This is a genomic window from Lacrimispora sinapis (genome assembly GCF_043633585.1).
Classification (GTDB): Bacteria; Bacillota; Clostridia; order Lachnospirales; family Lachnospiraceae; genus Lacrimispora; species Lacrimispora sinapis.
On the sequence record NZ_CP141832.1, the window covers coordinates 3100138 to 3122969 of the forward strand.

22 protein-coding genes are annotated in these 22832 nt (G+C 42.4%); 3 read left to right on the top strand and 19 right to left on the bottom strand.

Annotation, left to right across the window (positions count from 1 at the left end; all coding sequences use genetic code 11):
• Genes VIG27_RS14600 through VIG27_RS14625 form a run of 6 tightly spaced genes read right to left on the bottom strand, consistent with a single transcriptional unit; the run spans nt 1 to nt 8401 of the window.
• On the bottom strand, nt 1-2193 hold the full coding sequence (locus VIG27_RS14600; protein ID WP_394523242.1) for a glycosyltransferase family 2 protein: 2193 nt from the start codon (nt 2191-2193) through the stop codon (nt 1-3).
• Nucleotides 2183-3196 carry a glycosyltransferase family 2 protein gene (locus tag VIG27_RS14605; RefSeq protein WP_394523243.1) on the bottom strand — a complete coding sequence of 338 codons (1014 nt, stop codon included), beginning with the start codon at nt 3194-3196 and terminating at the stop codon, nt 2183-2185. Before VIG27_RS14605 ends, VIG27_RS14600 begins: the two co-directional genes overlap by 11 nt.
• A gap of 4 nt (nt 3197-3200) precedes the next feature.
• Nucleotides 3201-4268 (bottom strand): zinc-binding dehydrogenase, encoded by a 1068-nt coding sequence (locus VIG27_RS14610; RefSeq protein WP_394523244.1) that lies wholly within the window; start codon nt 4266-4268, stop codon nt 3201-3203.
• Nucleotides 4269-4277: 9 nt separating this feature from the next.
• A complete protein-coding gene (locus VIG27_RS14615; protein WP_394523245.1) occupies nt 4278-5471 on the bottom strand; it encodes a class I SAM-dependent methyltransferase in 1194 nt (397 codons plus the stop codon).
• A 20-nt stretch (nt 5472-5491) separates the two neighbouring features.
• A complete protein-coding gene (locus VIG27_RS14620; protein ID WP_394523246.1) occupies nt 5492-6433 on the bottom strand; it encodes an NAD-dependent epimerase/dehydratase family protein in 942 nt (313 codons plus the stop codon).
• A 33-nt stretch (nt 6434-6466) separates the two neighbouring features.
• The gene (locus tag VIG27_RS14625) at nt 6467-8401 is read right to left on the bottom strand and encodes a thiamine pyrophosphate-binding protein (RefSeq protein WP_394523247.1); all 1935 of its coding nucleotides are present in this window, start codon (nt 8399-8401) and stop codon (nt 6467-6469) included.
• A gap of 279 nt (nt 8402-8680) precedes the next feature.
• Between VIG27_RS14625 and VIG27_RS14630 the strand changes: the two genes are divergently transcribed.
• Together VIG27_RS14630 and VIG27_RS14635 are read left to right on the top strand one after the other, a co-directional pair.
• Nucleotides 8681-10033: a cell wall-binding protein gene (locus VIG27_RS14630; protein WP_394523248.1), complete on the top strand. Its 1353-nt coding sequence runs from the start codon at nt 8681-8683 to the stop codon at nt 10031-10033.
• Between the two features lie 208 nt (nt 10034-10241).
• Nucleotides 10242-10649 carry a hypothetical protein gene (locus VIG27_RS14635; protein WP_394523249.1) on the top strand — a complete coding sequence of 136 codons (408 nt, stop codon included), beginning with the start codon at nt 10242-10244 and terminating at the stop codon, nt 10647-10649.
• 47 nt (nt 10650-10696) lie between these two features.
• On the opposite strand, the gene VIG27_RS14640 is transcribed toward VIG27_RS14635, so the two are convergent.
• The gene (locus tag VIG27_RS14640) at nt 10697-10846 is read right to left on the bottom strand and encodes a hypothetical protein (protein ID WP_394523250.1); all 150 of its coding nucleotides are present in this window, start codon (nt 10844-10846) and stop codon (nt 10697-10699) included.
• Between the two features lie 495 nt (nt 10847-11341).
• Nucleotides 11342-11494, bottom strand: coding sequence for a hypothetical protein (locus VIG27_RS14645; protein ID WP_394523251.1), 153 nt, complete (start codon nt 11492-11494; stop codon nt 11342-11344).
• A 212-nt stretch (nt 11495-11706) separates the two neighbouring features.
• On the opposite strand from VIG27_RS14645, the gene VIG27_RS14650 reads away from it, so the two are divergent.
• A complete protein-coding gene (locus tag VIG27_RS14650) occupies nt 11707-11877 on the top strand; it encodes a hypothetical protein (protein ID WP_394523252.1) in 171 nt (56 codons plus the stop codon).
• Nucleotides 11878-12265: 388 nt separating this feature from the next.
• On the opposite strand, the gene tnpC (VIG27_RS14655) is transcribed toward VIG27_RS14650, so the two are convergent.
• The 11 genes from tnpC (VIG27_RS14655) to tnpA (VIG27_RS14705) form a co-directional block, all read right to left on the bottom strand.
• A complete protein-coding gene (tnpC, locus tag VIG27_RS14655; RefSeq protein ID WP_394523253.1) occupies nt 12266-13933 on the bottom strand; it encodes an IS66 family transposase in 1668 nt (555 codons plus the stop codon).
• Between the two features lie 104 nt (nt 13934-14037).
• Nucleotides 14038-14394: an IS66 family insertion sequence element accessory protein TnpB gene (gene tnpB / locus VIG27_RS14660; RefSeq protein WP_394523254.1), complete on the bottom strand. Its 357-nt coding sequence runs from the start codon at nt 14392-14394 to the stop codon at nt 14038-14040.
• On the bottom strand, nt 14387-14731 hold the full coding sequence (gene tnpA, locus VIG27_RS14665; protein WP_394522700.1) for an IS66 family insertion sequence element accessory protein TnpA: 345 nt from the start codon (nt 14729-14731) through the stop codon (nt 14387-14389). The genes tnpB (VIG27_RS14660) and tnpA (VIG27_RS14665) overlap by 8 nt, the downstream gene beginning before the upstream one ends.
• Nucleotides 14732-14879: 148 nt before the next feature.
• Nucleotides 14880-16484 (bottom strand): IS66 family transposase, encoded by a 1605-nt coding sequence (tnpC, locus tag VIG27_RS14670; RefSeq protein ID WP_394523255.1) that lies wholly within the window; start codon nt 16482-16484, stop codon nt 14880-14882.
• A gap of 293 nt (nt 16485-16777) precedes the next feature.
• On the bottom strand, nt 16778-17137 hold the full coding sequence (tnpB, locus tag VIG27_RS14675) for an IS66 family insertion sequence element accessory protein TnpB (RefSeq protein WP_394523256.1): 360 nt from the start codon (nt 17135-17137) through the stop codon (nt 16778-16780).
• Between the two features lie 68 nt (nt 17138-17205).
• On the bottom strand, nt 17206-18600 hold the full coding sequence (locus VIG27_RS14680; protein WP_394523257.1) for a hypothetical protein: 1395 nt from the start codon (nt 18598-18600) through the stop codon (nt 17206-17208).
• 58 nt (nt 18601-18658) lie between these two features.
• A complete protein-coding gene (locus VIG27_RS14685; protein ID WP_394523258.1) occupies nt 18659-20077 on the bottom strand; it encodes a sugar transferase in 1419 nt (472 codons plus the stop codon).
• Between the two features lie 317 nt (nt 20078-20394).
• Complete coding sequence (locus VIG27_RS14690; protein WP_394527609.1) at nt 20395-20463, bottom strand: IS3 family transposase; 69 nt, start codon at nt 20461-20463, stop codon at nt 20395-20397.
• A gap of 592 nt (nt 20464-21055) precedes the next feature.
• Nucleotides 21056-21964: an IS66 family transposase gene (locus VIG27_RS14695; RefSeq protein ID WP_394523259.1), complete on the bottom strand. Its 909-nt coding sequence runs from the start codon at nt 21962-21964 to the stop codon at nt 21056-21058.
• 71 nt (nt 21965-22035) lie between these two features.
• Complete coding sequence (tnpB, locus tag VIG27_RS14700) at nt 22036-22380, bottom strand: IS66 family insertion sequence element accessory protein TnpB (protein WP_394523260.1); 345 nt, start codon at nt 22378-22380, stop codon at nt 22036-22038.
• Entirely contained in the window at nt 22374-22793 is a 420-nt protein-coding gene (tnpA, locus tag VIG27_RS14705) for an IS66 family insertion sequence element accessory protein TnpA (RefSeq protein WP_394523261.1), read from the bottom strand. The genes tnpB (VIG27_RS14700) and tnpA (VIG27_RS14705) overlap by 7 nt, the downstream gene beginning before the upstream one ends.
• Between the last annotated feature and the right edge of the window lie 39 nt (nt 22794-22832).

Below are 22832 nucleotides of genomic sequence, written 5' to 3' on the forward strand. Positions count from 1 at the left end.
TCATACCTCAAGCTTATAGGGTTCTCCGATTTTTTCTTTCCGGAGGTCACGAAGGGCAAAGTTGGATTTGCGCAGGGTCAGATTCGGGTTGTAATAGGGATCCCCGTCTCTTAAGATATCCGGCCATTTATCTGAGAATTTTTTGATCTCCCGGTTAAAGCGGGCTACCTTTTCCGGTGTGTCCTCCAGTCCTCTTGATTTGGACTCATAGTGATAGAACAAGGCATAAGGAGCGTATACCACCTGCTTATTTAAGGTGCGGATCTTCATGCAGTAATCAATATCATTGAAGGCGACTGCCAGGTCTTCGGAAAATCCTCCCACCTGGTCAAACAGGGAACGCTTGCTCATCATACAGGCAGCCGTTACCGCGCTGTAATTTCTGGCACACATGGCCTGGTTAAAGTAGCTGCTTTCCGATTTATGGAGTCCGATAAAGGTATGGCCTGCAATGCCGCCAAAGCCAACCACTACGCCTGCATGCTGAATGGTATCATCGGAATAAAGGAGCCTTACGCCCACAATCCCTACATCCTCCTGCTGGCAGAAGCCTAACATCTCGGAGATACTTTCGGGGTTGATCAATTCTGTATCATTATTTAAAAACAGAAGATATTGGCCCTTTGCAAAGGTGACGCCAAAGTTATTGATGGCAGAGTAATTGAATTCTTTCTCCCATTTCACCACATGAACGAAATCAAACTCTTTCTGAATTTTTTCATAATATGCAAAGGTCTCCGGCTCTGTACTGTTGTTTTCCACAACAACAAACTCCAGATTTTTATAGGAGGATTTTTCAATGATGGAACGCATGCAGAGATCCAAGTCTGCCCAATGATCCTTATTGGGGATAATTACGGATACCAGAGGGTTTCCCGTGATTTCAAACGTCGAATGATAAATGCCGTAATCAATGCCCTTTTCAACAGACAATGCCTTCACTCCCATCCGTTCATAATGGGCCTTAACTGCTCTCGCTCCTGCCTCAAACGCATATAATTTGCTTTCCGGGTTGCTGGCGGTGGAGTTCTGGTGGCAGCGCCAGTGATAGAGTGCCTTTGGCACGTGATAAATCTTTCTGGCTTTTTCCGTACAGCGCAGAATGAAATCATAATCCTGTGCCCCATCAAATTCTTCCCGGAATCCGCCCACTTCCATAAGCAGTTCATGATTTACTACAAATAAATGGCAGATGTAATTGACACTGGTCAAAAGAACCGGATTAAAATCAGGTTTGAAATGCGGCTCAAATAATTCTCCTCCGTCTATATCAAGCTTGTCTTCATCGGTGTAAACAACGTCGATCTCCGGGTCGGAATTAATAGCCTTTACACATTCATATAAGGCATCCGGGGCCATGGTATCGTCATGGTCCGCCAAAACGATAAAGTCTCCGGTTGCCATCTCAAGGGCGGCATTGGTGTTGCCTGAGATTCCTTTATTTTCTCCAAGGATCACATAACGGATTCTTTCATCTTTTAATGCGTAGCGCTTTAATACCCGTTCCACGCTTTCCCCCTTCGGGCTTCCGTCTGCGACGCACACCTCCCAGTTTTTGTAGGTCTGGGCTAACAGAGAATCCAGCATGGCCGCAAGAAAACGCTCCGGGGTCTTATAGGCAGGGATTACGACGGACATCTTGGGGTTGTAATCAAACACTGTCTTTTTCTGGGCTTCCAGCTCTTCCTCCGTAGGTTTTGTAAGCTCATACCATTCCGGATAATCATAATCGCTGTCAATGCCCTGAAGCTTGTGCCTGGATTTGATGAGAAAGGCCCTGAGTCCGTTTTCCTTTAAGAAGTCCACTGCGGACTGAAGAGTCTGCATATTCATCATGCCTTTCAGCTTTACGGTCTTTTTATGGGCGGAACTGTTCTGTTTTTCAATGATCTTTGCATTTAACTTCACCCTTACGGACTTTCCGTCACAGTGGATCACCAGAATCCGGTCTTCGTTATTTTCTCTGATATAAGGAATCCTTATGTCAAATCCCAGGTCTTTATCGGTAGTCTTCTTGAAATAGATCTGACTCACGTCGTCTCTCCGCACCGGAACATATTTGAAATCCACCAGCTGCTCCTGACCGTCAAGAACTTCAAACTTCACTTCCGATCCAAGGGTTTTACCGATCACCCAGCCATTTAACACAATGGAATTTTCACGGATTCTTGCTACATCTATCTTATATTTCATCTCTGTTCCCATCCTCCATGGAGGCTGCTGTAAGAAGCATATCCTCCTCCGGGCCGCAATCCTGCCCGGATGTAAAATTAATTCTTTCTTCTTCAATCACCAAAGGCCGTTTCATGATACGTGCATTGATGGATAAAATGTATTCTCCCACCATCCCGATAAAAAAGATCTGTACGGAACCAAGAAAGCACATGCCGATCAAAAGAGGTGCCATACCTGCCGGGAAACGGTCCCAGTACATCAGCTTCATAATCAGGTAAATCAGTGCCACCAGCATACTGGCAAAGGAACAGATGCTTCCAAATATGGTTGCGACCCGAAGCCCTACCTTTGTATAGGAAGTGATGCTTAACATGGCGGCATCATACAGGCGGTAAAAATTGTTGCTGGTCTTTCCTGCCCGCCGCTTTGGCTGTTCGTAGGGAATCTCCTTCCGCCGGAAGCCTAGCTCCGCCACGATGCCACGCAGAAACGGGGTGGGATCATCAAGCTCCTTTAAGACCTTAATAAACTTAGCATCATAAAGTCCAAAGCCGGTAAAATGCTCGATCTGTTCCACATCGGAAAGCTTTTTGATGCATTTGTAATAACAGCTTCTAAGCCAGTACATAATCTTGTTTTCCTTGCTGGATTTCTTGATTCCGATCACGATTTTATAACCATTCTCCCATTCCTTCACATATCTTGGAATCATTTCCACCGGGTCCTGGAAATCCGCTGCCATTAAAATGGTGGCATCTCCCGTGGACTGGAGCATGGCATAATAGGGGGAATTGAACTGTCCGAAATTTTTTGCATTAAAAATCCCTTTCACCCCCCGGTCGGAAGAACAAAGCTTCCTAATAATGTCTCTGGTCCTGTCTTTGGAATCATTGTCAATAAAAATGATCTCATAGCGGTACTCCGGCAGATCTTTCTGAAATACACCGGATACGGCCTGATACAGGGCCTCTACATTTTCTTCCTCATTGTAACAGGGAACTACGATGCTAATTGTTTTCATACGTTCACTTCCAATCTATCTGTACCATAACTTTAATCAAATCCCTTGGCTTTTCCTTCATCATCTGAAGGGCTGTCTCAACCGCATCAAGACCGGACAGCCGATGGGTCACCAGCTTTTGGGGATTGATCCTTCCGTATTGCACCATCTTCAGCAGCCGCTCCATTCTTGCCCGTCCGCCTTTTGCCAGTTCCGTATGAATGGTCTTTCCAGCCATTCCGCGTCCGCCGGAAAACTTGGGGAAGGAGAGGCTTCCGGTTCCGCCGTAATAATTTACATTGGAAATGGTGCCGACGCCGTACCGGACCATATCCACCGCCTGTTCAAACACTTCATCCCCGCCGCCGCAGAGAATCACGCTGTCCGCTCCAAGACCTTCCGTCCGGGCCATTACCTGTGCTACCACATCACCGTCTTTATAGCTTAAAACTTCGGTGGCGCCAAATTCTTTTGCAAGCTCCACGCAAACAGGGCGGCTGCCTACTGCAAGGATCCGGGCCGCACCCAGATGGCGGGCGCCTTCCACTGCCATAAGGCCAATGGGTCCGATGCCCATAACCACCACTGTGTCACCAATTTTAATATCCGCAAATTCCGCTCCTGTAAAACCTGTCGTCACCACATCCACACACATGAGCGCCTGTTCCAGTGTGACTCCCTCCGGAATCTTAGCCAGTGTGGTATCTGCATCCGGAATCAAAAACTTCTCAGCAAATACCCCGGGCATGGAACGTCCCAGCTGATGTCCGGAAAAGGGTGCGGAAGCGTGCTTATAATTACCTTCCTGGATTCCCAACGCTCTCCAGTCGGGAGTAATGGCAGGAACCGCCACCAGATCACCGGGTTGAAAATCCTGTACCAGTTCTCCGGTTTTCAGAATTTCCGCAACGCATTCATGACCCAGGACCAGATTGGGGGCCTTTCTTGAGCCGCCGCCGTATACGGTATGGACATCCGAGGAGCAAGGGGTTACCGCAACGGGGCGGAGAATTGCTCCATATGGAGTGAGTGTAGGTTCCGGCGCATTATACCAGCCTACTTTTCCAGGTTCAATCAAAACAAAAGCTTTCATAGGTTTTTCTTATATCCTTTCCAGATGATTGGATTTCAATGCCAGAATATCGGTATTCTGTCCAAATTTTTCCTTTATAGTACCTGCAATCTCTTCCGTGTAGCCGGGAGCCACGATCAATATGGCATCCACCGGATTCCTGTGATAGTGGTCCGGAGGCACGATAGGAAGATGGGAGGCAGGTGCATATTTCCCCTGTTTGAAGGGGGCCGAATCTATAATATACTGCGCAAAGGCTCCGATGTCCGTGGTGGAGGCAAGGGTAAAGCCCTGATGGCTGGCTCCCCAGACAGCAAGGGTTTTCCCATGATCCTTTAGTTCCCGGATCAGTTCCCTCATCTCTTGGGCAATGGCATCCTGGCTTCTTATCAGGCCGGATACATCGACCTTTTCTGCCCTTTTTTCCTGGTTTGTCTGTCCGCCCGTCTGTTTTCTTTTTCTTACAATTACGGATAAGGTATCCCGGTTGACCATCTCTTCTTCCAGAACTTCAAAACCGGCCGTTTCCACCGCATAGCGCAGAGTCTCAAAGGTATAATAGGCCAGATGATCCCGGATCAGTTCATAATAACCGTCATACTGAAGAATATACTCCAGACTCGGAACCGTAATTAAACCGACACCGTCTTCTGTCAGGTTGTCCGCCATGCAGCGAAGCATGGAAACAGGCTCCGGCTGATGTTCCAGAAAATTAAAGGACAAAAATGCATCGTAGGGACCGCATGCACTTCCATCTGCCGGGGCCAGGACCTGTCCTTCCTTTGCAAACTGTTTCCAGACTTTAAGCCCCTTTTCCTTTGCCAGTTCCACCAGGTTGTCCCGGTTCTCAATGCCGTAAGCTTTTACCGGGAATTCCGACAGCACAGAAAGAAATTCTCCCTGTCCGCAGCCTGCCTCAATCAGTTTTTTTCCTTCTAAATGACACGTATCTATAAAATGCCGGTACTGGCGTCTTCTTAAATTCACCATGGTGGTGCTAAAACCACCGGACCGGATGACGTCTTTGTAATATGCCACCGGCTCACAGTCAAACTGCACCAGACCGCATGCTTCACACTGGTGAAGCCGGAGGGTCATTCCTTTTTCCTCTGCCAGTTCTTCTTTCTCCGGAATATCCTGAGCGGAAGCCGGCATATGATCCAGAGTCATCAAAGGAGTTTCTCCCAAAGGACTGCCGCATACAATACAAATCCTATCTCTCATACCACAAAAATCCTTTCCTGTCAATGTTTTTCTGCTTCATACGTTCTTCGGATTCCCTCAGCAAAAGAAATCTCCGGCTCAAAACCGGTGGCCGCCTTCAGCTTTTTTATATCAGGAATGAGGTTTGCAGGTCCTTCCGCATTGGGCTTTCTTCTTCCGAAGCTGTAGCTTCCATGAAATCCCAGGATCTCATACATCATCCGGATATAGTCCTTTAACGGCCGGTTCTCCTGTTCCGGTGCTGCTACATTATAAATTCCGGAAACCGATTCCTTTTCCTGTTCCATTAAAAGTATCAGCGCCCGGATGCAATCATCAAGATATAAAAAATTCCACATTTGTGTACACTCTCCCAGAGAAATGTATTCTCCTCTGGAAAATGACCGGATACAGCTTTCCACCAGGGACCAGGGATGGTCACCTGGTCCATAGACACTGAAGATTCTGGCATGGATATATTCCATGCTGCAGCTTCCTTCCTGTCTCCATTTCTTTGTCTGATCCATTGCCTGTTTTAAAAATGCAAGCTTTGCCAGACCATATTCGGAAACAGGACTGCATCCCGTCTCCTCTGTCATGGCTTCTTTATGGATTCCGTATTCGGCCTGGGAACCGCTGAAAAGGAAACGCCTGCAGCCAAGCCGTCTGGCCCCTTCCAGAGCTTTTAAGGAATCCTCTGTATTCTTCTGCTGCACCTTTCGTATCAAACGGTTCTCACTTCCGGAACCATCCCAGCCAAAATGATAAAATGCCTGGCATGGTTCCTTTATTACGTCATCTAACTTATGAAGCTCTTCTAAATTCCGCTCAATCTGTATAAGCCCCGGCCGATTTGTATCAATATATTTTCGGTTCTTAGAGCCGGGCCGGACAACTGCATACACTTTATTTCCGTCTTTTAATAACCGGTCAACCAATGCTCTTCCAAGAAAACTGGTGGCCCCTGTTACAACTACGTTCAACGTCCTTCCTCCTAAACTTCCCTGATGGTATCTTTACCCTTTTAACCTTGGTATGATCATGTTGCGCTCCATCTCCTCCTCCGGAAGAAATGGGGATAAGTCCTCTAAAGGCGGGGATACCATGGTTCCGTCGGGAAGACGCTTTGCCGATGACTTGGGCTCAAAATTCTGGTCCCTGCTTACAAAGACCTCACATATCACAGGTCCCTTTTGGGAAAATGCTGCTTCAATTCCCTGTTCCATCTCTCCGTTATGGCGGATCGAAACATATGGATACCCGTAGGCTGCCGAAAGCTTTTCCATATTCGGAAAGCTTAGATCCCTGCTGTCATCGCCCACTCCCACCAAAGGCTCACCGAAAAAGTTCTTCTGGGTCTGGCGGATGGAGTGATACCCGCCGTTATTGATCAGGAATATCTTAATGGGCATCTGGTGATGGATAATGGTCTGTAATTCCTGTAAATTCATCTGTATGCTTCCGTCACCGGTCACAAGGATAATATCCTTTGAAGAATCTGCCATACAGACTCCGATCGCAGCCGGGAGGTCGTAGCCCATGGAGGCTACTGCGGAATTGGTGATAAAGCGCTGTCCCTCCTTCATGAGGTACGCATGTCCTCCAACCACACAGGCGGAACCATTCCCCACTACCGTGATCTGGCCTTTTTCTGCCCTTCTGCTGAGCTCATTGATAAATGCATAGATATTAGTATTCTCATCTGCTCCATGCTGGTAGTGCTTTGGCAGGACGACCGGATACTGCTCCTTCCACATGCGGCAGGTCTCATTCCAGTTCATGGAACCAATCCCTTTTCCGCCTTTAAAAAGAGGTGCTTTCCCAGTTGCCTCATATTCTGTATCCAAAACCGCTTCTAACGCGGTAAGAAGATCCTTTACATCCGCATGGATACGCATATCTGCATGGATTGATGGTTTTTTCAATTCCTCCGGATCAATATCATTGACGATCACATAGGCATCTCTGGCCCATGTTTTATAGTTATACCCTACCTGGCGGATGCTTAAGCGGCTTCCCAGAGACAGAACCAAATCACTGTTTTGTACGGCAAAGTTGCCTGCCCGGTCGCCCATTCCGCCTCCTCTTCCGGTGTAGAGGGGATGATCTTCGTAAATGCAGTCCTGACTGTTCCAGCCTGTCACCACAGGAATCCCTAGCTTTTCTGCTACCCGGAGGAACACTTCATGAGCCTGTCCAATCCGGATTCCGTTGCCGGCATTGAGGACCGGACGGGACGCACTCTTTATTCTCTCAAGAATCTCTCTGGCTGTTTGTGCTGTCACAGGCTTTGGCAGAATCTGACGCTTTTCCCCACATCCTGCCTGGTCTTCTTTTATCTTCACCTCACTGGCGGCTGCCCAGCCGTCTCCCCCATTTTCATAATCTTCCGGGGAAAAACCGATTAAATCTTCGGTTTCAATGTAAGCGCCCTGGACATTGAGAGGAATATCCAGCCAGGAGGGGCCGGGGCGTCCGGAGAGCGCCAGATATATGGCCTTTTCCAGACAGTAACGGATTCTCATGGGTTCAATAACCATCTCACTGTATTTGGTCATACAGTCCACCGCTTTTACTATATCAAATTCCTGGTCTCCCATCGCACGTATGCCCACGCCAGACCATCTGGCCGTGGTGTCATAGCGGACCTGCCCGGACAGGATCAACATGGGAATGGAATCCAGCCAGCCGCCAAGCACTCCGGTGATGGCATTGGTCCCTCCAGGGCCGGTCGTTACGCAGACCGCAGCAAGCTTTCCATGGATTCTGGTATAGGCTTCTGCTGCTATGGCACATGCCTGCTCGTGATGGTTGTACAGGCAGTTTAACCCTTTTTCATGGCCAAGTGCATCATTTAAATGCATGGCACCTCCGCCTGTGACCGTAAATACCTGGCTGATCCCGGATTCCAAAAGCTTCCCGGAAATATAGTTGGATACTTTCATTCTCATGTTTCATCGCTCCTTTGTAAGGAATGTTTTTATCTGTTTGTGATTATACCACACCAACCTTTATTTTCCTATTAAAGTTTTCTTACTTTCTACCGGCCGTAAACGGACGGGCAGCCCCTGGGAAATCACATCTTTTTTCTTGTTATGTTATCTCCTTCCATATCTGCCATGAAACCACACTATCTTTAAACCTTTCGGGTGGGTTATAATCGCAGAGTAATGCAACTATGGATTTTCGGCCACGATAAAACTTATTGCAAAAAAGGAGAGAACATATTTATGAAAAAGCACTTAAAATTGATGGCTGTATTATCCGCTGCCGGTGTAATAGCAGCCGCAGCTCCAGAGCTGGGTCTCTTTAGCACGGCCTCAACCGCTTATGCAAAGTCAATTGGCTGGGTAGAAGAAAACGGTTCCTGGAAATTTTATGAAGAGGGTGATTACTATGCAACCGATTCATGGAAAAAATACGGTGAGGACTGGTATTATTTAGACGAAGATGGCGAAATCGCAACAAGTCAGGAAATCGACGAATATTACGTTGATGACAGCGGAAAAAGAGTCACAAATCAGTGGATCTCTGTGAACAACGATAACTACTGGGACTCCCCTGACGCTCCTGAAGTATTCTGGCATTATTACGGAAAAGACGGCAAGGCGGTTGAATCCAGATGGCAGAAGATCGATGATAAATGGTATTATTTCGACGAGCAGGGTCAGATGCTGACCGGTAAAGTTGAAATTGATAATAACACCTTTTATCTTGGCGATGAAAACGACGGCGCTAAGAAAACCGGCTGGTTTGAACTTGACAGTGTAAGCGAAGATTCGGAGAACCCTCTCTCCTGGTACTACTTTGATAAAGACGGCGTTATGGTAAAAGATGAAGTTGATAGAAAGATCGACGGTGCTTACTATACGTTCGTAAACGGAGAAATGCAGACTGGCTGGTATAAACTTCCGGTAAAAGCTACCCCTTCAGAAGCGGCCGAAAATACAAACGACAATACAGGTTCCGCAGCAGGATATCAGTACTACGATCCTGATAACGGTGCAAGAGTAGATGGCTGGAGAGAAATCGAAGGCATTTCCGGTGTCAGCACAGAAGATGAACTTTACTGGTTCTTCTTTAAAGACGGTGCTCCTTACTATGCAGAAAAAGGAATTGAATTATTTACTATCAATTCTGAGAAATATGGATTTAATACAAAAGGTGAAATGCAGACTGGTCTTAAGGTCGTTACTTTAAAAGATGGAAGCATTGCAAACTTCCACTTTGCAGACAACGGTGTTATGGATACAGGAAAGCAGACAATCTATAACGAAGACTTAGATGAAAACGAGATCTGGTATTTCCACACTTCCGGAACCAAAAAGGGACAGGGCTATACCGGTATCCTTGACAAAACAGTTTATGAATACGGTTTAAGAAAGGAAGCATCCTCTGATTTAAGACTGGCTTCCGTATCTCTTAACGGTGTTAATTATCTGGTAAATACAAACGGTGTGGTTCAGACTGCATCTTCCACCTCCAAATCTGTTGTTAAACCAGAACTGGGCGCAGGATACAAAGATTATAAAGATAACAACGACAACGTATTTGTAGTTGATGAAAATGGTATTATTCAGTAAGATAACAATTGATTAAAATTACAAAAGATTCATCCGTTCAAATAAAGGAAGTCCGCACGCGCTTATGCGCCGCGGGCTTTTTTTGTGTGTTCTTTATGATTTTTTTGTAAAATCTACAATTTTTGCGTTACATTTTCCATTGATTTGCGTTATATATTATAGGAGTAGACTGTTTTTACATAAAATTTAAGAAAAAAGGAGGAGACTAATGAGAGAATTGTCCGTGTACTACTGTTCGAAATGCGGTTACTATGGATATTATCAGCTTCAGCGCAATGCAGTGTGTCCAAAATGTAAGGTTGAAATGAACGCCTTATCTATCAGCTACCAGGATTTCATGGATCTATCCTGTGAAGCAAGGGACGAGATGCTTTCCCTACATATTATTGAATCTTCGTCTCCTTATGTCCAGCGCCTATTGGCGCCGCACAAGGTTAATAATAACCGGGAGATTATCGCCCGTATGGGTGATCGCATTACCGAATTAGAAATAGAAAATGAAAAGCTGAATCAAACCATTGAATGGATGCACCAGACAATCTGGGAACTTGTCCGCAAAAATAAGGGAATGGTTCCTGATGACAAGACGAATTCAGATAAAGGGATTGATCCCTGACTGGGAAACTCCCGGGAGTGCCGCCGCACTCCCTGACTTATCCCAGGTCAGGCAATCCTGTCAACGCTTATGTACCGGCCGAGCAATCTGTTCAACGTTTGGTTCAACCTTTCAATCACCTTGTGGAGCTTCTTGTTTTCTTCCATTAACCTTTCGTTCTCCATCTCTATAATCCGCAGCTTCTCAGCGTCTGTCATATAGAAAACCCTCCTTTTTTTCTGCTTTTCTAGTAACCACTATAAGCCGTTTCCAACTATTTGAAAAGTAAAATTAATCGCAAAATTCGACATTTTCTTATAACTATTGATTAAAATGTTTATATTTTTTGTGAATTTCCACAAAAAATACTACATCTATTGAATGTCAAAAAAGGAGGTACAAGATATGCTATTTTCATTGTTATTTTATTGTCGATAAAATTTGTGTAAAAATTTTCTTTTTTCGAACTATATTTCACTATTTATCTCTTATTTTAACTTGGATAGATTTTAAAACTAATTGATACATATCAGAATAACTGAAAAACGCATGGAAAGGTTTGGAGAATCTTTCTCTCCGGAATCTCATACAGGGCCGCCGGACCTGTTAGCAGACCTTAACCAGACAGACCATTCAGAGCCAGCTCCACACTCCGAATGCAGCACTCCAAATGAAACAAACGGTTCTTTAAATCACCAATCACCATCCGGTTTTCACTCTTTGTCTCTCCCTGATAAGTGATCACATGTATTAATTTTTTCTATTCCTCCATCTGCCGCCACGGCTTTCAACCCCCGCCGAATTAACTCTTTCATCATCCCGTTCTGAGTTATATTTCCAAAATACTTCTTTCTGACTGCCTTCAACTCAGCCTCCATGTCTGTCGTTAGAGAGATTGTAAACCGTTTCAAGCGTGTACCCATTGATTCCTTCTCCTTTCCGTCCAGTGGTTCACTGAACCTAACAATTTAATTATATTGGTTCACCGATTCACTGTCAATACCCTTATTGCATAACATCTTTACTTCTCTGGTTCACTGATGTATAATTAGAATAATTTATAGACGAGGTGATTGATATGGCTACAAATAAACCAAGATATACCGTTTCTGTTGATGATGAATTGTTTAAGGAAATTGAAGACTTTCGTTTTGAGAACCGTTTCCAGACCAGATCTGAAGCGACAGTGGAGCTGATCCGGTTGGGACTCCGCGCGCTTCGCAAGGAGAGAGAAGAGAAAAAGAATTGAATTGATTTTTGACAGAAAAAACGTAAACGGTAGTCCATAGGTATCTCCGTAAAACTCGTAGTTTTTTAAAGATAAGGACATTATCTCAAAAAAACTAGCTAGAAGCGAGGTACCTATGGACTACCGTTTACGTATTTAATTTCAAGGTATGCATTGACTGTAGGCGCTCCATAGTAAGTACCATCACAAAAGAGGGTGTCGCAAAATCACCAAAATAAGGTGATGGAGTGACACCCTCTTTCTGTTTAGGCAAAAAAACAGGAAAGCCTCCTGCTTTGTGGATTTGTTTAGTGTAAAATAAAACTGTAACGAAATGCAATCGTAAAGTAAATGGTAAATAACCCGTCCAGGTCAATAAGTTCGCCGCCCGATTGGGGCGGCGGTATATTTACCGTGTTTTTAGTTTTCTACATCGATCTGGCAATTCATCTGACCAAGGCATTAATTCTGCCAGTTTGTTTTCTGGAACATTATTCCTTGGATAGTGCATTAACTGTTCTAGCAGATATGAAAAGTACTCATACGATTTAAGATTATTCGCTTTTGCTGTTTCAGCAATACTATATAAGGCAGCGCTAGCCTCTGCGCCGTTCTTCGAATTGATGATGTGCCAGCTGTGTTTACCAACACAGAATGAACGGACACTTCTTTCTGCATCATTGTTATCAAGAGGTATTTCCGGATCCTCCAGAAATACTCTTAAAAACTGTTCCTGATGGATGGAATAATTAAGAGCACCTGCCAGTTTTGAGCTTTTATCCAGTCCCGTTTTACCGGCATACTCTTTTATCCACTCAAAATAAGCATCCACCAGAGGCTTGACTGAGTTTTTTCTATGATCCAGCCTTTCCTCATCGAATGATCTTTCATACATATGATCTACATGATAGATTGCAGCAATTCTTTTTACTGCTTCAGCTGCTATTTTCTGCCCAAATGTGGAAGGACCGTTTTTTCCACTGGCTTTTACAATCTCAGCGAATCGTCTTCTCGCATGAGACCAGCATCCGGCAACCTTCAGATCATCAGACCGTTCTTTCGCCAAGGTGTGATATACCTGATAACCATCTGTCACAAGAGTCCCTTTGTATCCTTTTAGGAATTCTCTTGGAGCGGCAGTTCCTCTCGTTCCTGGATACTCGTAAAGGAAAACCGGTGGTTTTTCTGAACTGCCAGGTGAATGGTAGATCCACATGTACTGCTTGCTTTTCTCCGGCATTACAAAGGGGGTCTCGTCACAGTGTATATGATGGCTTTTCATAATCTCTGCCTTCATCATGTCACGTACCGGGCCAAGATAGTATTGATAAATACGGATCAGCCAGCCGGCCATGTCTTGTCTTGGAATGTTAACATCATTTCTTAAAAACTCTTCAGAAAGCCGGTTTAATGGTACTGCATTGACATATTTGGCGTTAATGATGGCACCTGCCAGTTCCGGGGTAAGGATGCTGTGACTTAATAAACGCAGAGGAACCTCAGCGCGAAGAATCCCGCCGGTATCATGATTTCCGGCATATACTTTGATGTGATGCTCCAGTACTTCGAAGTGAGCCGGTACATACTTTAACTCTTTGTATATTTCATCTGGCAGATTATGCCATCCCTTGGGGAAATGTTCTGAGAGCTCTTTTTCCGTACGTTCATGTGAAACGACGATAGTATCGATATCCTTCAGATTAATATCACGCTTTCCCTTGGAACGAGGCTTGCGCTTACGAACAAGGACTGTTTCCATATCCAGTTCTTCGGAAATTCCATTCTCAGTCAGTGACTCAGCCTCATTGAAGATACACAGATTTTCAAAGTCAAAAGATAATTGCCCTTCTGTCGGCAGAGTCTTCTCAGATTTCCTGCCAAACCGATTCTGTGTAAGAATGGAGATTTGTTCCTTCATACTTTCAACTTGATGGAGCATCTGCTCATTCTGCTTTTGAATGGTAGTATTCTGCTCCGAAATAAGCTGGAAACTTTCATGCAGCTGCAAGTATAGCATAACAATCATATCTTTAGAGAGATTATTCAGTTCATCCTTAGTAATAGTAATCTTTTCCATAGGATTATTATACCATGAAAAGCTCTGAAATTCAGTATATTTCTGGTGTTTTTTAGCTTTAGGATAAAGGATTTAGCTGTCAAGATACTTTGTATAGTCGGGAGTTAATAGATCTCCGGTTTTACCTTGGATATCCTCCTTTTCTGCTCAATGGAAAGCCCCTCCATCAGCCATCGGAATTGCTGGTGGGTAATTGATTGTGCTTCCTGAGTACTGCGTGGCCAGTTTAGATGACCGTTTGTTAGTCTCTTATATAAAAGCAGCCAGCCGTCACCCTCATACAAAAGTGCTTTCATCCGGTCTGTTTTTCTTCCGCAAAACAGGTAAATACTTCCGGGTTCCGTTGGATCAAGCCCAAAAGAGCCACTGATGATAGCTGCCAGTCCATCCACCCCTCGGCGCAGATCCACATATCCAGTACAGATATAAATGTGCTTAAAACCAGCAGCATCATTAAGCATTACGAACCACCTTCAGCACTCTGGAGAGAAGTTCCATTGGAGTTGATTCACTAACTCCCAATATAGTATTTCCAATAGCAATGGTCATTTGATAAGTAGAAAGATTTTCACTTATTGAAACAGGAACAGTTTTTTCCTGGAGAGTCGGCAGTTCAACAAAGCTGTTATGTATCAGAGCAGCTTCTTTTACTTTTCTTAGCCAGTAGTAATAGGCATGACGTGATAGCTGGTGCTGTTCACAGTATTCATTGACGTTCAGACCACTTTGACAACGGTCTTTAATAATTCTGGTCCACTCACTGAGTCGGATCTGGTTGGTTGCAAGTCTTGTGTCCATGTGGAGTTCCTCCTTGAGTTCTGTGTGAAAGTTTGTTAGAAACTTTTTCAACTTTACACCATTATCTCAATTTTATGAGGAATCCAAAAGTAGACGGGTTATTTACCATTTACTTAAATACCGCCATTTCTGGCGGCGTATGTTTTTTCTATTTCATTGGTTTTCGGCATTCATCGGGAAGTAAGTCTGACCATGGTAATAAGCCCTTCATAAAGTCCAAGTTTGTATCATCCTGATGTTTTGGAATCTCACTCAACAGATACTCGAAGTAATTATAAGGTTTTAGATTATTCGCTTTGGCGGTCTCTGCAATACTATAAATAATGGCACTGGCTTTGGCTCCATGCACGGTATCAATCAGATGCCAGTTGGCTTTGCCTACGCAAAAGCCACGAATTGCCTGTTCCGCTGCGTTATTGTCGGCTGGAACTCTACCATCAGTTAGAAATACTTTAAGATATTTCTCCTGATTCAGGCAGTAGGTAAATCCTTTCCCGGTTTCGGACTTCGGTGGTACTTTCTCACGATTCTCACGAATCCACGCAAAGAAAGCCTCTACTAGTGGTTTGACACTGAGTTGACGCCTGCTTAATCGTTCCTCAGGTGAAAGTTTTGCGAGTTCATCCTCTATCTTGTAGATTGCACCGATCTGTTTTAGTGCTTGCCAAGCAAGAGTATCTTTCGCCTTATCCTTACCAAGGGCTTTAACTACATCGGCATATTTTCTACGTGAATGCGACCAGCAACCCGCAATCTTTAAATCCTCACGTTCGTTTTCTAACGTGTGATAGACCTGATAGCCATCCGTAACACATGTTCCCTTGTACTCTCGCAAGAATTCACGTGGATGGCTGGCATTGCGGGTCTTCTGGTATTCGTACAATACGATTGGCGGTGCATCATACATTTTTCCGGTACGATAGACCCACATGTAACTTTTTGAACCAGCTTTTCTCCCATCTTTACTGACCAGAACCGGAGTTTCGTCTGCTTGGATCACAGGACATTTATACAATTCGGTGTGTAGAAGATCCCAAAGCAAAGAAAGGTATCTTTCCGCACACAGAATAGTCCAGTTCGCCATAACCTGACGGGACAAATGTACGTCATTACGTGCGAATTCCTGCTCCAATCGATACAACGGGATGGCATTGACATACTTTGCATTCATCACGGCTGCTTCAAGGGAGGATGTTACAATGCTGTTACGAAGAAGATCCTTTGGACGATCTGCTTTAATAATGGACTGATTATCTTTTCCAGCGTAGACAGCCACATGATGTTCTTCCACTAGAAATGTTGCAGGATGAAAAGTAAGACGTTTATAGACTTCATCAGGAAGACGTTTCCAACCATTTTTTCCGAAAAGCGTGGTAAGTTGTTCATCTGAAAGCTCGTGAGAGATTTCTTTTGTTTCGATTCCTTTGAGATCCTCCTCTCGTTTTCCTTTTTTCTTGTGACGCTTATAGGAATGAGGACAGATTTCTTCCAGCTCAGGCTCTACTGTAGAAGCATCAGAATCGGCAGTCACTTCCGCTTCGTTAAAGCAGCCATTTAAAGAGAGCTGACCATCGAAATCAAGCTTCTCAGATGAACGGCCGAAACGTTTCTGGTTTGCAATAGCGATCTGCTCGGTAAGAAGTTTAAGGTTGTGGTTCATCTGATTCATCTGTTCCTGCATTGATAGAAAGAGATCAATGAGGACCTCCTTACTGCATTGATTCAGTTCTTCCTTAGAATAAGTAGACGCCATGACTTCCTCCGCATTTATACTGACTTTATACTTTATTATACAGGAAAACCAGAAAAAAAGCGAATGGCCGTGACGGGGGCTATCGTCAGAATGACGATTGGAAAAAGTACTGTATAGTAATGAAAAAATCCCTAAAAACAGGATTCTATGAATGCTTATCCACAGCAAACCAGCACATGAATACAGAGATGCTTTCTTCTATAGCTCAAAGAGAACTATGTGTGGATAACTTAATAAATTTTGAGTTTATCGGACTTATATAAGTTTTTTATTTTCTACGAATTGCACAACCACTATATAGGAGACGTCGGCTTCACTTTTCGGATGATTTTCTTCTGTTCAAGCGAAAGTCCCTGCATCAACCAGGTGTACTGGTTTGATGTTATACTTAGAACTTCTGATTCAGTTCTTGGCCATTGAAAGCGACCATTTTCAAGTCGTTTATAAAGAAGAAGAAATCCGTCTTCCTCCCAAAGCAATCCTTTGATTCGATCGGACTTTCTTCCGCAGAATAAAAAAAGGATGTTAGGAGTAAATGGATCCAGATTGAAGTACTGTTTTACAATTCCAGCAAGTCCATCAATGCCAAGTCGAAGATCAGTATAACCGCATGCGATATACACTTTTTGAAAATTTTTGGCATCATTGAGCATGAGATAGTACCTGAATCAGAGTTTGAAGTAATGCCAATCCTAATTTTATTTATTTCCCTACGTCTATACTACTTGTTATGTGCATCCAAAATAACATACCCCAAAATTACCTTATTCATATTTAAAACTGTCTCAACTTCTTTTTCTACCGCCCTAAGCCTTGACCGTTTTCTCTCCTCTAACAGAACAACCTGATCATATTCATAGACTTTTTGCAACGTAAATACATTTTTGTTCATATCTGCACCAAAACCTAATACCAAATCTGGCAATTTCCGCTGAAGATTTATTACAAAATTATTTAATACTTCTTCCTCTACAGTTCCAGTAACGAATACTGACTGTCCAGTATTATTATAAATATGGATATTGGCTGCTATCATGTCATAGATTGACTCATCAGGAACACTTTCTTTTCCTTCAACAGAATCCAACCAATCATCAATACCAGAAAATGCTCTTTTCTTTCTTCTTTCCGAAAATCCGCCAAGGAATTTTAAACCAAAGCGATTTTTCAAATCATCATCGGCACCTATTTTTCCATTTAAAAGGAATATTGCACATACTACACATGCAGATATAAATGCCCCTGCAAGCCAGCCTAAAATCCCAAACTTTATTCCAGCTTTAATAATAGACATTTTGGATAGAGCAACTGGTTTCATAGGCTCTTCCAGTTCTTCCAAAGCCTTTTCTGTATCCTTTAATTTCGTATTCGTTTCAGCCAAATCATCTACCTTCTGTTTTTGATAATCCGCTAGCGTCTGATCTGTTATAACTCCTACATTTTGATTCATAATAATCACACTATGGCTGCCAAGGTTTGTTTGAATTTCTGAATACATAGAATCAATGCTATCTGTTATTTTAGACAAAATTTTCTTTGCACCTTTTTCATCCGGATAGGTTACACTGATATTTAACATATTGCTATCATAATCTGTAGTGACCTGAACAAGTTCTTTTAAGTAAATGATATCAATTCCCATATCATGAGAAAGGCTTTCAAGTGCTCCTCCTTGCTGTATTGCTGATGCATAAGCTTTTACTACTCCATCTGCTAAATCAACCGTAGTAACCACAGTACCTGCAGTCTTAGGCATTTCTGACATTTTTACAAAAACATCTGCTGATGCAAATCCCTTGTTATATGGATCTGTCTTTAACAAAATAGAATTTTCCTTGTACTTTTCCTGATAATCAATACTGTCAGTAAAGATATCAATGTCCCGTTCATAGCCCTTTAAGGTTTGCTCATACTGCTCAAGATCATTTTCATACTCTTTCTTTAATTCAGAGACATACTCATCATCCTTTTGGTTTAAAAACTCCTTTACACATTTATAACCACCTAGCATAAATGACATTGCAAAAGCAGCTAATAAAATTAGACGCCATCTTCTAAATACAGCAAAAATAAGGTCTTTTAAGTCAATTTCATACTCGTACAAATTATTATCCATCGTTATTCTCCTCTTAAGTTTATCTGTATTTTATAAAGCTGAATACAGTACTTAATTATTACCTTGACCCCTTTTTGGTCAATACTACCCAAACAGTCATTATTATTATTTTAATATCAAGTAAAATAGACCAATTATCTATGTACTGCATATCTAACTTTACTACTTCATCAAAATCTTTAATATCACTCCTGCCGCTAATCTGCCATAGTCCGGTAAGCCCTGGAGTCATGCTAAGACGACACTTATGTTTCGCTTCATAATGTTCAAACTCGTCCACTGTAGGTGGTCTGGTCCCCACCAGACTCATATCCCCACGCAATACATTCCAAAACTGAGGTAGTTCATCAATACTGGTATCACGAAGAAATTTTCCAACCCTGGTTATTCTGGGGTCATTCTCCATTTTAAACATTAAGCCTTTTACCTCGTTTTCTTTCATTAAAGCTTTTTTACGTTCTTCTGCATCTTGGTACATGGATCGAAATTTGTAAAAGGTGAATTTTCTTCCATTTTTTCCCACTCTGGTTTGTCCGAAAAAAACTGGGCCTGGAGAATCAAGTTTTATGGCTGGAGCAACAAAAATTGTAACAATTCCAAGCAATATCAATCCAACAAGACTCCCCAATATATCCAACCCTCGCTTAGCAATTACCTGTCTAGAAGAAAAAAGATTTCGAGCAAAGGTAACAACTGCATACTTGCCTACACGATTAAGCGTTTTTTTTCCAGTTGAGGGAATGTTAAAAATATCAATATTTAAATCTACTATTATCCCCATATTTTCTAACTCTGATATCCAATTATGAAGAACAGCTTTTTCTGAAAGCGTATCTGAATTTATAAAAACTTCATCTACATTATTTCGAACCACAAATTCAAGAAGTGTTTCACGATCAGCCACAACTGGAAGACCACAAACCAATTCTCCAATTTTTGATTGATCTGTAAGTGCAACACCTACTAAAAGCCTATTCCAATCGTTATACCCCAACAAATTTTGTAATATTGTCTCAATTTGGTTTGATGTAGTAACTAGCAATAATCGGCTACTGTATTTACTCATCTTATATATTTTTAACATAAACTGTTTAAAGATAACTCTTACTCCAAATACTAGGCAAATATTAATAATAGTAAAATACCCAAAAACCAGACGAGACAAGTCACTACTCCTATGTAACAAAAATAACGTTAGAATCCACAAAACAGAAAATATAAGCTGACTTTTTACTGCCGCCACATATTCTTCAAAGAAACCTCTTCTGAAAAAATGGTGGTTAAAGTCCGCTAAAAGGTTCATAAGACCATACATAAGACTAATAAGCATAACCTGCCAAATCTGATCCATATGATCGTCCTTACCATAAAGTATACCATATCTGATACCATATGATATACCTATGCTAATCCATATGCTGATGATATCAATCAATAAAATCAATATATTTTCTATTGACTTTCGTTTTTGATACATGTTCTTTCCCTCTTTCGTTTTACTCTTAAAATACATTATATAATAATTTGTATAGACAACATTTATGATAATTATCATATCACATCAATTTAGGGGGGACAATTAAGATTTTCATAAGAATGTGTACTGTTCAAGAAAATCTGTAACATTTAAGCTTTAATTTCCCATGTATTCTAACATGCAGCATAATAAGTTTATTAATGTAAGAACAAGTGGTCCCTTCTAAAACACTTATTATAAATAACTTTAGTTTTAGTAGAAGAAGATAAAGAGATGCGGACAGTTTCATAGACTGTATACCATGCAAATACAAGACTTTACCGGTATTCCAATGGACTCATATTTTTAAGTGATACTTTAATTCTGGTTTCATTATACCAAATCAAGTAATTATTAAAAATGGTAATAAACTGCTAAATTGATATTTTTGTCCAGCTGCGATTATAAACCATCTCGTTCTTCAAGCGTCCAAAGAATCCTTCACATACGTAATTATCCGAAGAGCAACCTTTCTTTAACATAGAACGCTTAAGGCAAAATTCTGCCATTCGTTATATCCACCCTGTCCATGGATAATGGTAACACCGATCAGTATGAGCAACCGGGTAATTCTCATTCTCTAGTCTATAGAGGGCATGATCCAGAAGTCGGTTGACAAGACGAGGACTAATAACCTTGCTTATGTTCCAACCGCCAGTATTCCATTAAACAATGAATCATCGCCAATAGATATACATCCCCTCCCTGGAATGTTAAACTCCATAATATCGTAAGCGCATAATTTCGGGGTATACCTTAAAACATATTTCCGGATCCTATTGCTAGAATTCCGGAATGCAAGCATTTTACTCCATTTTGTTCTTGCAAAGTTCTTGGACTGTTTCATCCCAAGGTGAAAGTTTTGCTATCTCGTCATCTGACATGCCCTTGCTGGGACGATTCTCTAGCAAGAACTTCAGATATTCATATAAATTTAAGTCATACGCCTTTGCCATCTCTATGATGGTGAATTGGATTTAATCCATCTTCACCAGTTCGCACAACCCATAGATAAGATTTTGTCTGTGCCCGCCGGTTCTCCTCTTTTAATACCTGGATTGGTGTCTCGTCCATCATAAGGAATCTGCGTTTTAGCAGTTCCCTATGAAAGTAATCATACAACGGCATTATATATTCAATGCCGACTATAATAATCCAGTGTGCCATAGAGGTTCGTCCTATTGGAACGTTCATCTGCAGGAAATCCTGTTCCTGACGATAAAGAGGAATGTACAATCCGTACTTACGATAAATAATATATGCCAGTAGAGATTCTGAAACATAACTTCCTGGAATCAATACAGGCGTTCCATTATCCTTTATAAACTGTGGTTCCTCCGTATCCTTGCACTCTGGGCATGAATACGTAGCTGCCATGTATTCGATACGTTCCAGCTTTGGCGGAGTATAAACGATTTCGCTTCGGATCAGTTCTGTTCCAATCGGAATCATTTGGGTTCCACAGATTGGGCATGCTTTTTCCTCTTCGGTCAGTGTATCTACATTTATCTGTCTGGTCGGAATGTCCTTAAATTGTTCTGCTAAAGTAGGTTTCTTTTTCCGAGATTTCTTTGGAGCATGGACAACCTCCGGTTCAATAAGTTCCACCGGTTTCCCGTCCTCTGGGAGGTTGTCAAAAAGATTCAATTGGCCTGGTACATCATCCACGCGGCGTTCACTGGAAGCACCAAAATACTTCTGGCGAAACCAAGCCAGTTCAGCCTTGAGATTATCATTTTCAGCCTGCTGTTTATTCAATGCTTCCGTAAGTGTTTTGATGGTAGTATTGAGTTCGGAAATCATATCTTTAAGCTGGGTGAGTTTTATATCTTTACTACTGTTCGCCACGTTTTTGCTCCTTAGTTTACTATAAAAAGTATACCATAAAAAGAGGAAAAAAGCCAGAAAAATCAAGGGTTTCAGGCAGTTACAAGAGCTTTCGGCTGCTCAATTTCAAGCCCTGTCATAAGCCAGTCGAATTGCTGCCAGGTAATGTTTTTTGCCTCACTGCTATTTCTTGGCCACCGGTACTTGCCTTGAACAACGTCAAGCCGTTTATAGAGAAGAACCATTCCGTCAGGCTCTCGGAGTAAAACCTTGATTCGGTCACATCGTCTGCCACAGAATAGATAAATGGATGTGGCAGACGGTTCCGCTTTCAACTGGTCTAGAATGATGGCGCAGAGTCCATCTATGGACTTACGCATATCAGTATAGCCTGTAATGATATAGATGTTGGTTGCTGAGGAAATATCACCTAGCACAACATAACACCTCCCATGCATTTGAGAGTAGATTCTATCAGGTTTTTATCTGTGTTATTAAAGAAGCGGATTGTTGCCTTCCCAATCAGAATTTCAACCGTAGGCAATTCTTTGGTAGCAAGATTCGGAACAATGCAAGTATTTTTCTCTACTTGCAAAGGAGCAGGCATTGATGCCGAATCCTGCATTAAGTTAATTTTTACCACTTCCTGCAAAGGTGCTGATGTTTTCTTTCCTTGATTAGATGACATGGGGATTACCATTCCGCGCTTACGAAGTCTACTGATCCAGTTATAAAAGGTGCCTGGATTAATATCATTCATTTGACACCATTGATAGTTGGAGAGGCCGCTTTGTCGGCACTCCATGATGAGCAAGAACTGCTCATCGGCAGAAATTCGTTTTGATTTCATAATTGCTAGTCTCCGAAATAGAGTAAAATGCTTGCATTC